The organism is Streptomyces sp. NPDC088707 (genome assembly GCF_044752725.1).
Taxonomy (GTDB): domain Bacteria; phylum Actinomycetota; class Actinomycetes; order Streptomycetales; family Streptomycetaceae; genus Streptomyces.
Genome location: NZ_JBIVLV010000008.1, coordinates 211,025 through 226,452, shown reverse-complemented (window position 1 = coordinate 226,452; position 15,428 = coordinate 211,025). Strand labels below are relative to the sequence as shown.

The following is a 15,428-nucleotide window of genomic DNA, read 5'->3' as shown; positions in this document are numbered from 1 at the left end:
CTGGACCCGGTGGTCACGGCACTGACGGGCGTCTCGGCGCGCGACTGACTCCTGTCGGGGGCGCGACCGGCGTTCGTGCGGTGTCTGCCCGTCGTTCACCGGGCGCGTGGGGGAGTGCGTGTCTACATTGGTGACATGTCGGTCACCGCTCCCCCCGATGAGGCTCTCGACGTCCTGCGCCGGCAGGACCCGGAGATCGCCGACGTGCTGCTCGGTGAGACGCGGCGGCAGGCCGACAGCCTGCAGTTGATCGCCGCCGAGAACTTCACCTCGCCCGCCGTTCTCGCCGCCCTCGGCTCCCCGCTCGCGAACAAGTACGCCGAGGGCTATCCCGGCGCACGTCATCACGGTGGCTGCGAGTACGCCGACGCCGCCGAGCGGATCGCCGTGGAACGGGCCACCGCGCTGTTCGGCGCCGACCACGCGAACGTCCAGGCGCACTCGGGCTCCTCGGCCGTCCTGGCGGCGTACGCGGCCCTTCTCAGGCCCGGTGACACGGTGCTCGCCATGGGTCTCGACCACGGAGGACACCTCACCCACGGTTCGCCCGCCAACTTCTCCGGGCGCTGGTTCGACTTCGTCCCGTACGGCGTCGACGCCGAGACCGGACTCGTCGACTACGAGCAGGTCGCCGCGCTCGCCCGCCACCACCGCCCCAAGGCGATCGTGTGCGGCTCCATCTCGTACCCCCGGCACCTCGACTACGCGCTCTTCCGTGAGATCGCCGACGAGGTCGGCGCCTATCTCATCGCCGACGCCGCCCACCCCATCGGCCTGGTCGCCGGGGGAGCGGCCCCCAGCCCCGTCCCGTACGCCGACGTCGTCTGCGCCACCACCCACAAGGTGCTGCGCGGGCCGCGCGGCGGGATGCTCCTGTGCGGGGAGGAGCTCGCGGGGCGGATCGACCGGGCCGTCTTCCCGTTCACCCAGGGCGGCGCCCAGATGCACACCATCGCGGCGAAGGCGGTGGCCTTCGGCGAGGCGTCCACCCCGGCGTTCACCGCGTACGCCCATCAGGTGGTCGAGCACGCGCGGCTGCTCGCGGCCGCGCTCGCCGCCGAGGGCTTCGCGCTGACGACCGGCGGCACCGACACCCACCTCATCACCGCCGACCCCGCGCCCCTCGGTGTCGACGGCCGCACCGCACGCGCCCGGCTGGCCGCCGCCGGCATGGTCCTCGACACCTGTGCGCTCCCGTACGGGGAGGGGCGCGGGATCCGGCTCGGCACCGCCGCCGTCACCACCCAGGGCATGGGAGCCCCGGAGATGGCGCGGATCGCCGCTCTGTTCACCGCGGCTCTGCGTGACGATCCCGGTGAGACGGCCCGGGTACGGGCGGAGGTACGGGGGCTGACCGGGCGATTTCCCCCGTATGGAGGCTGAGGCGGGGTCACGGAAAGTCGCCGTGCAACCGTTCGCGGGGTGCAGGTGTCTCCAAGCACATGGACGGCACGGCTAGGGTGTGGGGCTGAGATGGCCAGCGAAACCTGTGGGGCAGCCCGTGCGTGATTACCTGCTGACGCTCTGTGTCACGGCCGCGGTGACCTATCTGCTCACCGGTCCGGTGCGGAAGTTCGCCATCGCGACCGGGGCGATGCCGGAGATCCGTGCCCGAGACGTACACCGAGAACCGACTCCGCGGCTCGGTGGCATCGCCATGTTCTTCGGGCTGTGCGCGGGACTCCTCGTCGCCGACCACCTGCAGAACCTGAACAGCGTCTTCGAGCTCTCCAACGAGCCGCGCGCGCTGCTCTCCGGTGCCGCCCTGATCTGGCTGATCGGCGTCCTGGACGACAAGTTCGAGCTGGACGCCCTGATCAAGCTGGGCGCGCAGATGATCTCGGCGGGCGTCATGGTGGCGCAGGGTCTGACGATCCTGTGGCTGCCGATCCCGGGTGTCGGCGTCGTCTCGCTGACCCCGTGGCAGGGCACGCTCCTGACCGTCGCCCTGGTCGTCCTCACGATCAACGCGGTCAACTTCGTCGACGGCCTCGACGGTCTCGCGGCCGGCATGGTCTGCATCGCCGCCGCCGCCTTCTTCCTGTACGCGTACCGCCTCTGGTACGGCTACACGATCGAGGCCGCCGCCCCCGCGACGCTGTTCACCGTCATCCTCATGGGCATGTGCCTGGGCTTCCTGCCGCACAACATGCACCCGGCGCGGATCTTCATGGGCGACTCCGGCTCGATGCTCATCGGTCTGATCCTGGCGGCCTCGGCCATCTCGATCACCGGGCAGGTCGACCCGGACGCGCTGAAGATCTTCGAGGGCTCGACCCGTCAGGCCACGCACGCCGCCCTGCCGGTCTTCATCCCGCTGGTGCTGCCGCTGACGATCATCGCGATCCCCATGGCGGACCTGGTCCTCGCGATCGTGCGCCGTACGTGGAAGGGCCAGTCGCCGTTCGCGGCCGACCGCGGCCACCTGCACCACCGGCTCCTGGAGATCGGGCACTCGCACAGCCGCGCGGTCCTGATCATGTACTTCTGGTCGGCGCTCATCGCCTTCGGGACGTTGGCGTACTCGGTCCACTCGGCGTCGATGTGGATCGTCCTCTGCGTCGTCGCGCTCAGCGCGATCGGTCTGGTGCTGCTCCTGCTGCCGCGCTTCACCCCGCGCGCGCCCCGCTGGGCCGAGTCGGTCGTACCGCCCCGCTACCGGCGCCGCAAGAGGGTTCCCGTCACGGAGGCCGCTGCGGAGCCGGTCGTGGTCGAGGAGGAGCGGATTCCGGTGCCGGCGGGGATCAACGGCGCCACCGCCATCGGCAACCGCGGGCGCTTCACCGACAGGCGGAAGGCCGGAACGCCGAGTTGACGAAGGCCGCATACGCGGCCAATAGCAGACAAGGCGTCGCGCCGTCGCGCACACACGCGCGGGGTAACTCTCATGTGTGACTGTTGGCACACCTTATGGGTAAAGACCTATTCAAATAGTTTGTGATACCGTTCACGAGACCCGGCGACAGTGCCGAAAGACCGTAGTGCGACGGTCTGTTGGCCCCGAGACCCACCTCGGACCGGGCTTACGCTCGTCCTTGACGACACCATCGCCCCCTCCAGCAAGCGGAGACACCGCCATGCCGTCCAACGACGCACGCATCCTTCTGCACACCGTCATCCCCACCGCTGCCGTCGGCGCGATCGCCACGGTCGTCAGCGCTGTGGTCGCCGGTGGCAAGGGCGCGCTCGGCGCCGTCGTCGGCACCCTGGTCGTGCTCCTCTTCATGGGAATCGGGCAGGTCGTCCTGCAGCGGACGGCGAAGTCGCTCCCGCATCTGTTCCAGGCCATGGGGCTCATGCTCTACACGGCCCAGCTGCTGGTGCTCTTCATCTTCCTGGCCTTGCTCAAGAACACCACGCTGTTCGACTTCAAGGCCTTCGCTTTCACGCTGCTCGCGACGACCGTGGTGTGGGTCGCCGCACAGGCCCGTGCCTACATGAAGGCCAAGATCACGTACATCGACCCCGGAAACACGGGGTCGAAGTCGTGAAGGGTAGGGCCGGGATAAAGCCGCGTTCGGCTTCCTGCTATCGTCCGGTGCCAACTGCGGCACTGCGGGCGCGGGCATCCGAGACGCCTGTCCCAGCGCGAGGCTCGATGCCGAACCGCCGCCCCCTTATCCGTAAGACCAGTCCAGTGCCGACCCGCGGCTGCGTGCCGCGCCGACACAACGAGGTTGCCGTACCTATGCGCCACGCTGAAGGAGCCCGCGGTGAGTGCTGACCAGACGCTTGCCTTCGACCCGGATTGCCACATCTTCAGTGGATGTGGCTTCCCGGCGCCGGGCCTGCACACGTTCATGTACGAGCCCATCGCGACGGTGGGGGGCATCGAGATCACCAAGCCGATGCTGCTCGCCCTCCTGGGCTCCATCGTGGTCGTCGGGTTCTTCTGGGCCGCTTTCCGCAAGCCCAAGCTGGTCCCCGGCAAGCTGCAGATGGTTGGCGAGGCCGGTTACGACTTCGTGCGCCGCGGCATCGTCTACGAGATCATCGGCAAGAAGGACGGCGAGAAGTACGTCCCCTTCATGGTGTCGTTGTTCTTCTTCGTCTGGATCATGAACCTCTGGTCGATCATTCCGCTCGCCCAGTTCCCGGTCACCTCGCTGATCGCCTTCCCGGCCGGTCTCGCGCTGATCGTCTACGTCATGTGGATCTCGCTGACGTTCAAGAAGCACGGCTTCGTCGGCGGCTGGAAGAACATCGTCGGCTACGACAAGTCGCTCGGCGCGATCCTTCCGATGGTCGTCGTCCTCGAGTTCTTCTCGAACCTGCTGATCCGGCCCTTCACGCACGCGGTGCGACTGTTCGCGAACATGTTCGCCGGTCACCTGCTGATCGTGATGTTCTCGCTGGCCACCTGGTACCTCATGAACGGCCTGGGCTTCGTCTACGCCGGCGCCTCGTTCGTGATGGTCCTCGTGATGACCGCCTTCGAGCTCTTCATCCAGGCCGTCCAGGCGTACGTCTTCGTCCTCCTGGCCTGCAGCTACATCCAGGGCGCGCTCTCCGAGCACCACTGAGCCGATCCGTCCCGGATCGCAGCTTCACCCCCAATCCAACAGTCGTCCGGTGGCCAACCCCCACCGGGTCATTGAAAGAGAAGGAAGTAACGGCATGTCCGCTGCTCTCGACATGGTCAACCTCGCCGCCGGCGCCAAGGAGAACGTGGTCGGCAACGTCGCGTCCATCGGCTACGGCCTGGCCGCGATCGGCCCCGGCGTCGGCGTCGGCATCATCTTCGGTAACGGTACGCAGGCGCTCGCCCGTCAGCCCGAAGCTGCCGGCCTGATCCGCACCAACCAGATCATGGGCTTCGCGTTCTGTGAGGCGCTCGCCCTCATCGGCATCGTCATGGGCTTCGTCTACCAGTAAGCCGGACCGACAGCCCGATTCTTTTACGGAAGGCACTGATGTGAACGCGCTGCTTCTTGCGCAGGCGGAGGAGCCCCAGCCTCCTCTGATCCCGCATCTCGACGAGCTCGTCATCGGCCTGATCGCCTTCGTCATCGTCTTCGGTTTCCTCGCCAAGAAGCTTCTCCCGAACATCAACAAGGTTCTGGAGCAGCGTCGCGAGGCCATCGAGGGTGGCATCGAGAAGGCCGAGTCGGCCCAGATCGAGGCTCAGAGCGTGCTGGAGCAGTACAAGGCCCAGCTCGCCGAAGCCCGCCACGAGGCCGCGCGTCTTCGCCAGGAGGCGACGGAGCAGGGCACCGCGATCATCCAGGAGATGAAGGCGGAAGGCCAGCGCCAGCGCGAGGAGATCATCGCGGCCGGCCACACGCAGATCGCGGCCGACCGCAAGGCCGCCTCTGCCTCGCTGCGTCAGGACGTGGGCAAGCTCGCCACCGACCTGGCCGGCAAGCTGGTCGGCGAGTCCCTCGAGGACTCCGCCCGCCAGAGCCGGACGATCGACCGCTTCCTCGACGAGCTCGAGGAGAAGGCGGAGGCCGTCCGATGAACGGAGCGAGCCGTGAGGCACTGGCCGCCGGACGTGAGTCCCTCGACGCGCTGACCGACAACACGTCGGCCGACGCGACGAAGCTCGCGGACGAGCTGGCCGCAGTCACCACGCTGCTCGACCGCGAGGTGTCGCTGCGTCGGGTCCTGACCGACCCCGCGCAGTCGGGCGAGGCCAAGGCCGAGCTCGCGCAGCGGCTCCTGAGCGGTCAGGTGGGCGGCGAGACCGTCGACCTGGTGTCCGGCCTGGTGCGTTCCCGCTGGTCGCGTTCGCGTGACCTGGTCGACGCGACCGAGGAGCTGGCGAACACGGCCGACCTCACCGCGGCGCAGAAGGCGGGCGTCCTCGACAGTGTCGAGGACGAGCTGTTCCGCTTCGGCCGGATCGTGTCCTCCAGCCCCGAGCTCCGCTCGGCGCTGACGGACAAGGCCGCCACGGCCACCGCCAAGGGCGAGCTGCTCCGCAGCCTGCTCGGCGGCAAGGCCAACGTCGCCACCGAGCGTCTGGTCGTCCGTCTGGTGACCCAGCCCCGGGGACGTAGCCTGGAAGCGGGACTCGAGTCCCTCTCCAAGCTCGCCGCGGCGCGCCGGGACCGGATGGTCGCCGTCGTCACCTCGGCGGTGCCGCTGTCGGACCAGCAGAAGCAGCGCCTCGGAGCCGTACTCGCCAAGCTGTACGGCCGCGAGATGCACCTGAACCTGGACGTGGACCCCGCGGTCCTCGGCGGGATCACGGTGCAGGTCGGCGACGAGGTCATCAACGGATCGATCGCGGAGCGCCTCGACGAGGCGACCCGTCGACTGGCCGGCTGACGACCGTCACCAGCACAAGGCATCACAGCTACACAGCATCACCAGCGGCCCGGTTGGGCCGTGCAGAGATTGCAGAAGATTCCTGGGGGTCGGCCCCCAGACCCCTTAAGAAACTTCGGGCCCAACAAGGAGAGCAGGGAACCCAGATGGCGGAGCTCACGATCCGGCCGGAGGAGATCCGGGACGCACTGGAGAACTTTGTCCAGTCGTACCAGCCGGACGCGGCCTCGCGCGAGGAGGTCGGCACGGTCAGCCTGGCCGGTGACGGTATCGCGAAGGTCGAGGGTCTTCCCTCGGCCATGGCGAACGAGCTGCTGAAGTTCGAGGACGGGACCCTCGGTCTCGCGCTGAACCTCGAAGAGCGCGAGATCGGTGCGATCGTCCTCGGCGAGTTCAGTGGCATCGAGGAGGGTCAGTCGGTGCAGCGCACCGGCGAGGTCCTCTCCGTCGGTGTCGGTGAGGGTTACCTGGGTCGCGTCGTCGACCCGCTCGGCAACCCGATCGACGGTCTCGGCGAGATCGCGACCGAGGGCCGCCGCGCCCTCGAGCTGCAGGCCCCGGGCGTGATGGCCCGTAAGTCGGTGCACGAGCCGATGGAGACCGGCTACAAGGCCGTCGACGCCATGACGCCGGTCGGCCGTGGTCAGCGTCAGCTGATCATCGGTGACCGTCAGACCGGCAAGACCGCTCTGTGCGTCGACACGATCATCAACCAGCGCGACAACTGGCGCTCGGGCGACGTGAACAAGCAGGTCCGCTGCATCTACGTCGCCGTCGGCCAGAAGGGCTCGACCATCGCGTCCGTGCGCGGCGCCCTGGAAGAGGCCGGTGCGCTCGAGTACACGACGATCGTCGCCGCCCCGGCGTCCGACCCGGCCGGCTTCAAGTACCTGGCGCCGTACACGGGTTCCGCCATCGGCCAGCACTGGATGTACCAGGGCAAGCACGTCCTGATCGTCTTCGACGACCTGTCGAAGCAGGCCGACGCCTACCGCGCCGTGTCGCTGCTGCTGCGCCGCCCGCCGGGCCGTGAGGCCTACCCGGGTGACGTCTTCTACCTGCACTCGCGTCTGCTCGAGCGCTGCGCGAAGCTCTCGGACGAGCTGGGTGCCGGTTCGATGACCGGTCTTCCGATCGTCGAGACCAAGGCGAACGACGTGTCGGCGTTCATCCCGACCAACGTCATCTCCATCACCGACGGCCAGTGCTTCCTGGAGTCCGACCTGTTCAACGCCGGCCAGCGTCCGGCCCTGAACGTCGGTATCTCGGTCTCGCGTGTCGGTGGCTCCGCCCAGCACAAGGCGATGAAGCAGATCTCCGGTCGCCTCCGTGTGGACCTGGCCCAGTTCCGTGAGCTGGAGGCGTTCGCCGCCTTCGGTTCCGACCTGGACGCCGCCTCCAAGGCGCAGCTGGAGCGTGGACAGCGCATGGTCGAGCTGCTCAAGCAGGCTCAGTACCAGCCGATGCCCACCGAGAACCAGGTCGTCTCCGTCTGGGCCGGCACCACCGGCAAGATGGACGACGTCCCGGTCGCCGACATCCGCCGCTTCGAGGCCGAGCTCCTGGCGTACCTCCGCCAGAACCACTCGGGCCTCATGACCTCCATCCGGGAGGGCGGCAAGATGTCCGACGACACCCTGCAGGCCGTGGGCGACGCCATCGCGGAGTTCAAGAAGCAGTTCGAGACCTCTGACGGCAAGCTGCTGGGCGAGGACGCTCCTGCCGCCGTCAACGTCTCGAAGTGACGACGGAAGGGACCTGACTCATGGGAGCGCAGCTCCGGGTCTACAAGCGTCGCATCAAATCCGTCACCGCGACGAAGAAGATCACCAAGGCGATGGAGATGATCGCCGCCTCGCGTGTCGTCAAGGCGCAGCGCAAGGTGCAGGCGTCGACTCCGTACGCGACCGAGCTGACGCGCGCGGTCACGGCGGTGGCCACGGGTGCGAACGACAAGCACCCGCTGACCACCGAGGCGGAGAACCCGATCCGTGCCGCGGTCCTGCTCCTCTCGAGCGACCGTGGTCTGGCCGGTGCCTTCAACTCCAACGCCATCAAGGCGGCGGAGAAGCTGACGGCGAAGCTGGAGGGCGAGGGCCGCGAGGTCACCGTCTACGTGGTCGGCCGTCGTGGCATCGCGCACTACAACTTCCGTGAGCGGAAGCTGGCCGGCTCGTGGACCGGGTTCACGGACCAGCCTTCGTACGGCGACGCCAAGACGATCGCGGCTCCGCTGATCGAGGCGATCGAGAAGGACACGGCCGAGGGTGGTGTGGACGAGCTCCACATCGTCTACACCGAGTTCGTCTCGATGATGACGCAGACCGCGGTCGAGGCCCGGCTGCTGCCCCTCAGCCTCGACGAGGTGGCGAAGGAGGCGGGCGACTCGGACACGCTTCGTCCGCTGTACGACTTCGAGCCGTCGGCGGAGGACGTCCTCGACGCCCTGCTGCCCCGGTACGTCGAGAGCCGGATCTACAACGCGCTGCTCCAGTCGGCTGCTTCCAAGCACGCTGCCACGCGCCGCGCGATGAAGTCGGCGACCGACAACGCGGGAGACTTGATCAACAACCTCTCCCGACTTGCCAACGCGGCCCGCCAGGCCGAAATCACCCAGGAAATCAGCGAGATCGTCGGTGGCACCGCAGCCCTGGCCGACGCGACCGCGGGGAGTGACAAGTAATGACGACCACTGTTGAGACGGCCGCCGCCACGGGCCGCGTCGCCCGGGTCATCGGCCCGGTCGTCGACGTGGAGTTCCCCGTCGACGCGATGCCGGAGATCTACAACGCGCTGAACGTCCAGGTTCCGGACCCGGCCGAGGAGGGCGCGACCAAGACGCTGACCCTCGAGGTCGCCCAGCACCTCGGTGACGGCGTTGTCCGCACCATCTCGATGCAGCCCACCGACGGCCTGGTCCGCCAGGCCCCGGTGACCGACACCGGCACGGGCATCACCGTGCCCGTCGGTGACGTCACCAAGGGCCGCGTGTTCAACACGCTGGGTCAGGTGCTGAACGCGGACGAGTCCACCGTGGCCGACGCGCCGCGCTGGACGATCCACCGCAAGGCCCCGGCCTTCGACCAGCTCGAGTCCAAGACCGAGATGTTCGAGACCGGCCTGAAGGTCGTCGACCTTCTCACCCCGTACGTCAAGGGTGGAAAGATCGGTCTGTTCGGTGGTGCCGGTGTCGGCAAGACCGTTCTGATCCAGGAAATGATCGTCCGTGTGGCCAAGCTGCACGACGGTGTGTCGGTCTTCGCGGGCGTCGGCGAGCGCACCCGTGAGGGCAACGACCTCATGGTGGAGATGGAGGAGGCCGGCGTTCTGGACAAGACCGCGCTGGTCTTCGGCCAGATGGACGAGCCCCCGGGCACCCGTCTCCGCGTGGCCCTCGCCGGTCTGACCATGGCGGAGTACTTCCGCGATGTGCAGAAGCAGGACGTGCTGTTCTTCATCGACAACATCTTCCGCTTCACCCAGGCCGGTTCCGAGGTGTCGACCCTGCTCGGCCGTATGCCCTCCGCGGTGGGTTACCAGCCGAACCTGGCCGACGAGATGGGTCTCCTCCAGGAGCGCATCACCTCGACCCGTGGTCACTCGATCACCTCGATGCAGGCGATCTACGTCCCCGCGGACGACCTGACCGACCCGGCTCCGGCCACCACCTTCGCCCACCTCGACGCGACGACGGTTCTCTCCCGTCCGATCTCCGAGAAGGGCATCTACCCGGCCGTGGACCCGCTGGACTCCACGTCCCGGATCCTGGACCCGCGCTACATCGCGCAGGACCACTACGACGCCGCCACGCGCGTCAAGGGAATCCTGCAGAAGTACAAGGACCTCCAGGACATCATCGCGATCCTCGGTATCGACGAGCTGAGCGAGGAGGACAAGCTCGTTGTCCACCGCGCCCGCCGTGTCGAGCGCTTCCTGTCCCAGAACACCCACGCGGCGAAGCAGTTCACCGGTGTGGACGGTTCGGACGTTCCGCTCGACGAGTCGATCGCCGCGTTCAACGCGATCTGCGACGGTGAGTACGACCACTTCCCCGAGCAGGCGTTCTTCATGTGCGGTGGCATTGAGGACCTCAAGGCCAACGCCAAGGAGCTCGGCGTCTCCTGAGCCCCGTGCTCTCCCGAGGGGGGCGGGATCCGGTCCCGCCCCCCTCACCACGCCCACTAGAATTGACCCCAACACCCGGCACGACCGCCGGGTGGTGACCCGAGGAGCCACCCTTGGCTGCTGAGCTGCACGTCGAGCTGGTCGCCGCGGACCGGAGTGTCTGGTCCGGCGAGGCCACCCTGGTCATCGCGCGTACCACCTCCGGCGACATCGGCGTCATGCCCGGCCACCAGCCGCTGCTCGGTGTGCTGGAGTCGGGCCCGGTGACCATCCGTACCAGTGAGGGCGCGACTGTCGTCGCCGCCGTCCACGGCGGATTCATCTCGTTCGCCGACGACAAGCTGTCTCTGCTCGCGGAGGTCTGCGAGCTGGCGGACGAGATCGACGCCCAGCGCGCCGAGCGCGCGCTGGAGCGTGCGAAGTCGGATTCCGACGCGGCCGCCGAGCGGCGCGCCGATGTCCGGCTGCGCGCGGTAGCGGTCCGCTGACGGTCCGCGCAGAGTAGTGCCCTCAGCCGCGGCACGGCTGGAATTTTCCAGACCGTGCCGCGGCTGAGGCGATGCAGATGCAGGTTGTATTCGGTTCTGCCGGCGGTGCCGGCTACGGGACGCAGCGAGGAGGTCGGTGAAGATGTTCCTCGCTCTGCTCGTGTGCGGCCTGGTCGTCGCACTGGTGGTGATCGGGCTCTTCGTCTTCGGCTTGCGCCGGAGGCTGATCCAGCGTGCCGGCGGCACCTTCGACTGCTCCCTGCACTGGAACGTCCCGGACGAGCCCGATCCGAGCGGCAAGGGCTGGGTGTACGGCGTCGCCCGCTACAGCGGTGACGAGATCGCCTGGTTCCGGGTCTTCTCGTACGCGCCCCGACCGCGCCGGACCCTGGAGCGTTCGTCCATCGTGGCCCTGGAGCGCCGGATGCCGGAGGGCGAGGAGGAGCTCGCGCTGCTCTCCGACATGGTGATCCAGCCCTGTATGTACGAGGGCGTCCGCCTGGAGCTCGCGATGAGCGAGGACGCCCGGACGGGTTTCATGGCCTGGCTGGAGGCGGCGCCTCCCGGGCAGCGGGTGAATGTCGCCTGAGTTCTTCGCGTAGGGCGTGAGGAAGCGGGGGTCGGCGTGCTGCGCCGGCCCCCGCTTCGTCGTGACCCCGTGGGGGGTTAGTTCAGACCGGTGTTGATGGCGCCGACGAGCTCGCCGTTGCTGGTGTCACCGCTGAACTCCCAGAAGAACGCTCCGCCGAGGCCCTGGTTCTTGGCCCAGCTCATCTTCGAGTTCACGGTGGCCGGGGTGTCGTAGCTCCACCAGTTGCTGCCGCACTTGGCGTACGCGGTGCCCGCGATCGTGCCGGTGGCCGGGCAGGAGGTCTTGAGGACCTTGTAGTCCTCGATGCCCTGCTCGTAGGTGCCCGCGGCCGGTCCGGTCGCCGTGCCGCCGGGGGCTGACTGGGTGACGCCGGTCCAGCCGCGTCCGTAGAAGCCGATCCCGAGCAGCAGCTTGTTGGCGGGGACGCCCTTCGCCTTGAACTTGGCGATCGCCTCGGCGGAGTTGAAGCCCGCCTGCGGGATGCCGGCGTACGAGGTGAGCGGGGAGTGCGGGGCCGTCGGGCCCTGCGCCGCCCAGGCGCCGAAGAAGTCGTACGTCATGACGTTGAACCAGTTCATGTACGGTGCGGCGCCCGCGTAGTCGGCGGCGTCGATCTTGCCGCCCGCGGAGGCGTCGGCCGTGACGGCCGCGGTGACCAGGTAGCTGGGGCCGAACTTGGCGCGCATGGCCTGCATCATGTTCTTGAAGGAGGCGGCGCCGCTGGTGTCGCAGGAGAGACCGCAGGCGTTGGGGTACTCCCAGTCCAGGTCGATGCCGTCGAAGACGTCGGCCCAGCGCGGGTCCTCGACGAGGTCGTAGCAGGACTGCGCGAAGGCGGCCGGGTTCTGCACGGCCTGGCCGAAGCCGCCGGACCAGGTCCAGCCGCCGAAGGACCACAGGATCTTGATGTTCGGGTAGGCCTTCTTCAGCTTGCGCAGCTGGTTGAAGTTGCCGCGCAGCGGCTGGTCCCAGGTGTCGGCGACGCCGTCGACGGACTGGTCGGCGGTGTAGGCCTTGTCGTAGTCGGCGTAGGCGTCGCCGATGGTGCACTTGCCGCCCGTGACGTTGCCGAAGGCGTAGTTGATGTGGGTGATCTTGGACGCGGAGCCCGAGGTCACGATGTTCTTCACGTGGTAGTTGCGCCCGTAGACGCCCCAGTTGGTGAAGTAGCCCATCTTCACGGCGTTGGGGAGCGGCTGGCCGCCACCGCCGCCGGTGGTGCGGACGGGAGTCGCGCCGGAGTCCGGGCCGGTCTGGTCGATGGTGTCGCGGGCGACGACCGTGTAGCTGTAGTCGGTGCCGGCGGTCAGGCCCGTGTTGGTGTAGGTGAGGCCGGTGACGGTGGCGACGGTGGTGCCGTCGCGCTTGACGTCGTAGTTCTTGATGCCCTTGTCGTCGGTGGCCGCGGTCCAGGTGAGCTTCACCGAGGTGTCGGTGATGGCGGAGGCGACGGGGGTGCCGGGGGCGGAGGGGGCGTTGTCGCCGGGCTGGCTGGTGCCGTCGCAGGCGGCGCCGTTGATCTTACAGCCGCTGGGGGCGCCGGGGCCGGCACCGTTGTAGCCGAAGGAGACGGAGGCACCGGGGGCGAGGGTTCCGTTCCATCCGACGTTCTTGGCGGTCCAGTGGGTGCCGGAGCTGGTGACGGTGGCGTCCCAGGCGGAGGTCACGGAGGTGCCGGCGGGGTAGTCCCACTCGACGGTCCAGGAGTTGATGGTGGTGGTGCCGGTGTTCTTGACGGTCCAGCTGGCACCGAATCCGGTGCCCCAGTCCTGGGTCTTGGTGTACGTGGCGGTGGCCGAGGTGGCCGCTTCGGCGGGGGTGGCGAGGCCGACCATGGCGGCGAGGGGCAGGATCAGGGCGGTGAGACCGGCGGCGGCCCGGTGTCTGAACCCTGTTCTGCGCGTCGGTGCTTGAGTGCTCAACGGTGCTCCTCAAGTTGCGGACGGACATGGGTGGGGGTGGTCCGGTGGTCCGTGAAGATGCGCGCGCCCCGCGAGCGTAGGAAGGTCTGGACCAATCGTCAAGAGGTCCAGACCAACGTCGCCGATGTTGCGTCAGACCCCCAACTCCTGCGCCAGTACGGCCGCTTGGACCCTGCTCCGCAGCGCCAGCTTCCCGAGCACCTTGCTGACGTGGGTCTTCACCGTCGCCTCCGCCATGTCGAGCCGTACCGCGATCTCCGCGTTCGACAGACCCTGGCCGAGCGTCGACAGGACCTCCCGCTCCCGCGGCGTCAGGACGTCGAGCACGGAGGGGTCCGTCTTCGGCGCCGGCCGCACCGGAGCGCCCGTCGCCGCGAACTCCGCGATCAGCCGCCGGGTCACCGCGGGGGCGATCAAGCCCTCGCCGCGCGCCACCGTCCGGACCGCCTCGATCAGCTCCCGCGCCTCCGCGTTCTTCAGCAGGAAGCCCGAGGCCCCCGCCCGCAGCGCCCCGAAGACATACGCGTCGAGGTCGAAGGTCGTCAGGACCAGCACGTCGGCGAGGCCCTCCGACACGACGATCCCGGTCGCCGTCACCCCGTCCATCCGGGGCATCTGCACATCCATCAGGACCAGATCGGGACGGAGTTCACGGGCGAGCTCCACCGCCCGCTCGCCGTCCGCCGCCTCGCCGACGACCTCGATGTCCGGTGCGCTGCCCAGGATGAGCACAAGCCCCGCCCGTACCGCGGACTGGTCCTCGGCGACCACCACCCGCACTGTCATGCCCGCTCCTCGTCTTTCACGTCCATGGGCAGTTCCGCCCTGACCTGCCACTGCTTGCGCCCGTCGCGGTCGGTCACCGGCCCCGCCTCGAAGGCGCCGCCGAGCAGGTCCACCCGCTCCCGCATCCCCACCAGACCGGCGCCCGAACCGGGTGCGGTCGGGCCGGGGCGCTCGCCGCGGGGACTCGTGACCTCGACCGTAAGGGCTGCCCGTCCGCCGGTGAGCACCACCCGGACCTCGCCCGGAGCCGCGTGCTTGAGCGCGTTCGTCAGGGACTCCTGCACGATCCGGTACGCGGCCAGCTCCACCGGCGCCGGAACACCCGCCGTCGACTCCCGGCCGTCCTCCAGGACGAGGACGAGACCGCTCGGCCGCGCGTTGGTCCGCGCCTGGTCGACCAGGGCGTCCAGACCGGCGAGCGTGGGCGCGGCGGCCGGCTCCGAGTCCCCGCTGCTGTCCCGGAGGAGGCCGATGAGCCGCCGCATCTCCGAGAGGCCGGCCACGCTGTTCTCCCGGATCACGGTCAGCGCCTGCCGGGTGGTGGCCGGTTCGTCGATCGACATCGCCGCGGTGGAGTGGATCGCGATGGCGGAGAGGTGGTTCGCGACCATGTCGTGCAGTTCGCGCGCCATCCGGGCCCGCTCGGCCACGACGGCCTGGGTGCGGTCCATCTCGGCGAGCAGCGCGGTCTGCTCCGCGCGGAGGAGGGCGGCGTCGGCGGCCTGGCGGTGGTTGCGTACGACCGCTCCGGTCAGCGCGGGCAGGAACGACACCATGCCGGTGATCAGGCCGACGACCAGGGCGATCGCGTTCTGCCACCAGACGAGGAAGCCGATCGTCAGGCCGATCGTGATGAGCCCGGTCAGGTACGGGATGCGCCGGGCGGCGGCGGACGTCCCGTAGACCACGGCCGCGTAGACCAGGTCCGTGAACATCAGCGCGGTCACGAGCGTGCCGTAGGTGAACTGGTCCGCGACGAGGGCGACCGTGCCGACGTTCAGGGCGGTCAGCGGCCTCGTCCGGCGCAGGGCCACCATCGAGGCCATGACGAAGAGCGGGATCAGCGTCGCCCAGCGCGCGGTGATCAGCCGGTCGGTCTGGGTGTGCAGTCCGAAGGACCACATCAGCAGACCGACGGCGAGGCCGCCGGCGGCCATGAGCAGGTCGGTGCGGTGCGGTCGGGGGAGTGTCACGTTCCCATCCAACACGGCCCGCGGACCCCGGGCCTCGCCGTCCGGGCCG

General features: G+C 68.8%; 15 protein-coding genes. 12 read left to right on the top strand and 3 right to left on the bottom strand.

Annotated features, from left to right (window positions below; genetic code table 11):
- The first annotated feature begins 135 nt into the window (after positions 1-135).
- From glyA to ACIP84_RS24515, 12 genes are all read left to right on the top strand, one after another.
- Positions 136-1,383, top strand: a complete 1,248-nt coding sequence (gene glyA, locus ACIP84_RS24570) for a serine hydroxymethyltransferase (protein ID WP_355957596.1) — start codon at positions 136-138, stop codon at positions 1,381-1,383.
- Between the two features lie 118 nt (positions 1,384-1,501).
- Positions 1,502-2,815 carry an MraY family glycosyltransferase gene (locus ACIP84_RS24565; RefSeq protein WP_355957599.1) on the top strand — a complete coding sequence of 438 codons (1,314 nt, stop codon included), beginning with the start codon at positions 1,502-1,504 and terminating at the stop codon, positions 2,813-2,815.
- A gap of 262 nt (positions 2,816-3,077) precedes the next feature.
- The gene (locus ACIP84_RS24560) at positions 3,078-3,491 is read left to right on the top strand and encodes a hypothetical protein (protein ID WP_355957603.1); all 414 of its coding nucleotides are present in this window, start codon (positions 3,078-3,080) and stop codon (positions 3,489-3,491) included.
- 222 nt (positions 3,492-3,713) lie between these two features.
- Positions 3,714-4,523, top strand: a complete 810-nt coding sequence (gene atpB / locus ACIP84_RS24555; protein WP_319309821.1) for a F0F1 ATP synthase subunit A — start codon at positions 3,714-3,716, stop codon at positions 4,521-4,523.
- Between the two features lie 94 nt (positions 4,524-4,617).
- Positions 4,618-4,875, top strand: a complete 258-nt coding sequence (gene atpE, locus ACIP84_RS24550; protein ID WP_093874070.1) for an ATP synthase F0 subunit C — start codon at positions 4,618-4,620, stop codon at positions 4,873-4,875.
- A gap of 40 nt (positions 4,876-4,915) precedes the next feature.
- On the top strand, positions 4,916-5,461 hold the full coding sequence (locus ACIP84_RS24545; protein ID WP_030321090.1) for a F0F1 ATP synthase subunit B: 546 nt from the start codon (positions 4,916-4,918) through the stop codon (positions 5,459-5,461).
- The gene (locus ACIP84_RS24540) at positions 5,458-6,273 is read left to right on the top strand and encodes a F0F1 ATP synthase subunit delta (RefSeq protein ID WP_355957610.1); all 816 of its coding nucleotides are present in this window, start codon (positions 5,458-5,460) and stop codon (positions 6,271-6,273) included. Before ACIP84_RS24545 ends, ACIP84_RS24540 begins: the two co-directional genes overlap by 4 nt.
- 146 nt (positions 6,274-6,419) lie before the next feature.
- Positions 6,420-8,018, top strand: coding sequence for a F0F1 ATP synthase subunit alpha (atpA, locus tag ACIP84_RS24535; protein ID WP_030321094.1), 1,599 nt, complete (start codon positions 6,420-6,422; stop codon positions 8,016-8,018).
- A gap of 20 nt (positions 8,019-8,038) precedes the next feature.
- Entirely contained in the window at positions 8,039-8,956 is a 918-nt protein-coding gene (locus ACIP84_RS24530; protein WP_401800283.1) for a F0F1 ATP synthase subunit gamma, read from the top strand.
- Positions 8,956-10,398 (top strand): F0F1 ATP synthase subunit beta, encoded by a 1,443-nt coding sequence (gene atpD / locus ACIP84_RS24525; protein WP_030321098.1) that lies wholly within the window; start codon positions 8,956-8,958, stop codon positions 10,396-10,398. The genes ACIP84_RS24530 and atpD overlap by 1 nt, the downstream gene beginning before the upstream one ends.
- Positions 10,399-10,511: 113 nt before the next feature.
- Positions 10,512-10,886, top strand: coding sequence for a F0F1 ATP synthase subunit epsilon (locus ACIP84_RS24520; protein WP_053648591.1), 375 nt, complete (start codon positions 10,512-10,514; stop codon positions 10,884-10,886).
- 142 nt (positions 10,887-11,028) lie between these two features.
- Positions 11,029-11,475, top strand: coding sequence for a DUF2550 domain-containing protein (locus ACIP84_RS24515; protein ID WP_073913206.1), 447 nt, complete (start codon positions 11,029-11,031; stop codon positions 11,473-11,475).
- A gap of 77 nt (positions 11,476-11,552) precedes the next feature.
- Here ACIP84_RS24515 and ACIP84_RS24510 read toward each other — a convergent pair whose 3' ends face one another.
- The 3 genes from ACIP84_RS24510 to ACIP84_RS24500 form a co-directional block, all read right to left on the bottom strand.
- A complete protein-coding gene (locus tag ACIP84_RS24510) occupies positions 11,553-13,400 on the bottom strand; it encodes a glycosyl hydrolase family 18 protein (RefSeq protein WP_401800278.1) in 1,848 nt (615 codons plus the stop codon).
- Positions 13,401-13,532: 132 nt separating this feature from the next.
- A complete protein-coding gene (locus tag ACIP84_RS24505; protein ID WP_355957620.1) occupies positions 13,533-14,186 on the bottom strand; it encodes a response regulator transcription factor in 654 nt (217 codons plus the stop codon).
- Complete coding sequence (locus ACIP84_RS24500) at positions 14,183-15,379, bottom strand: histidine kinase (RefSeq protein ID WP_355957623.1); 1,197 nt, start codon at positions 15,377-15,379, stop codon at positions 14,183-14,185. The genes ACIP84_RS24505 and ACIP84_RS24500 overlap by 4 nt, the downstream gene beginning before the upstream one ends.
- Positions 15,380-15,428: the final 49 nt, after the last annotated feature.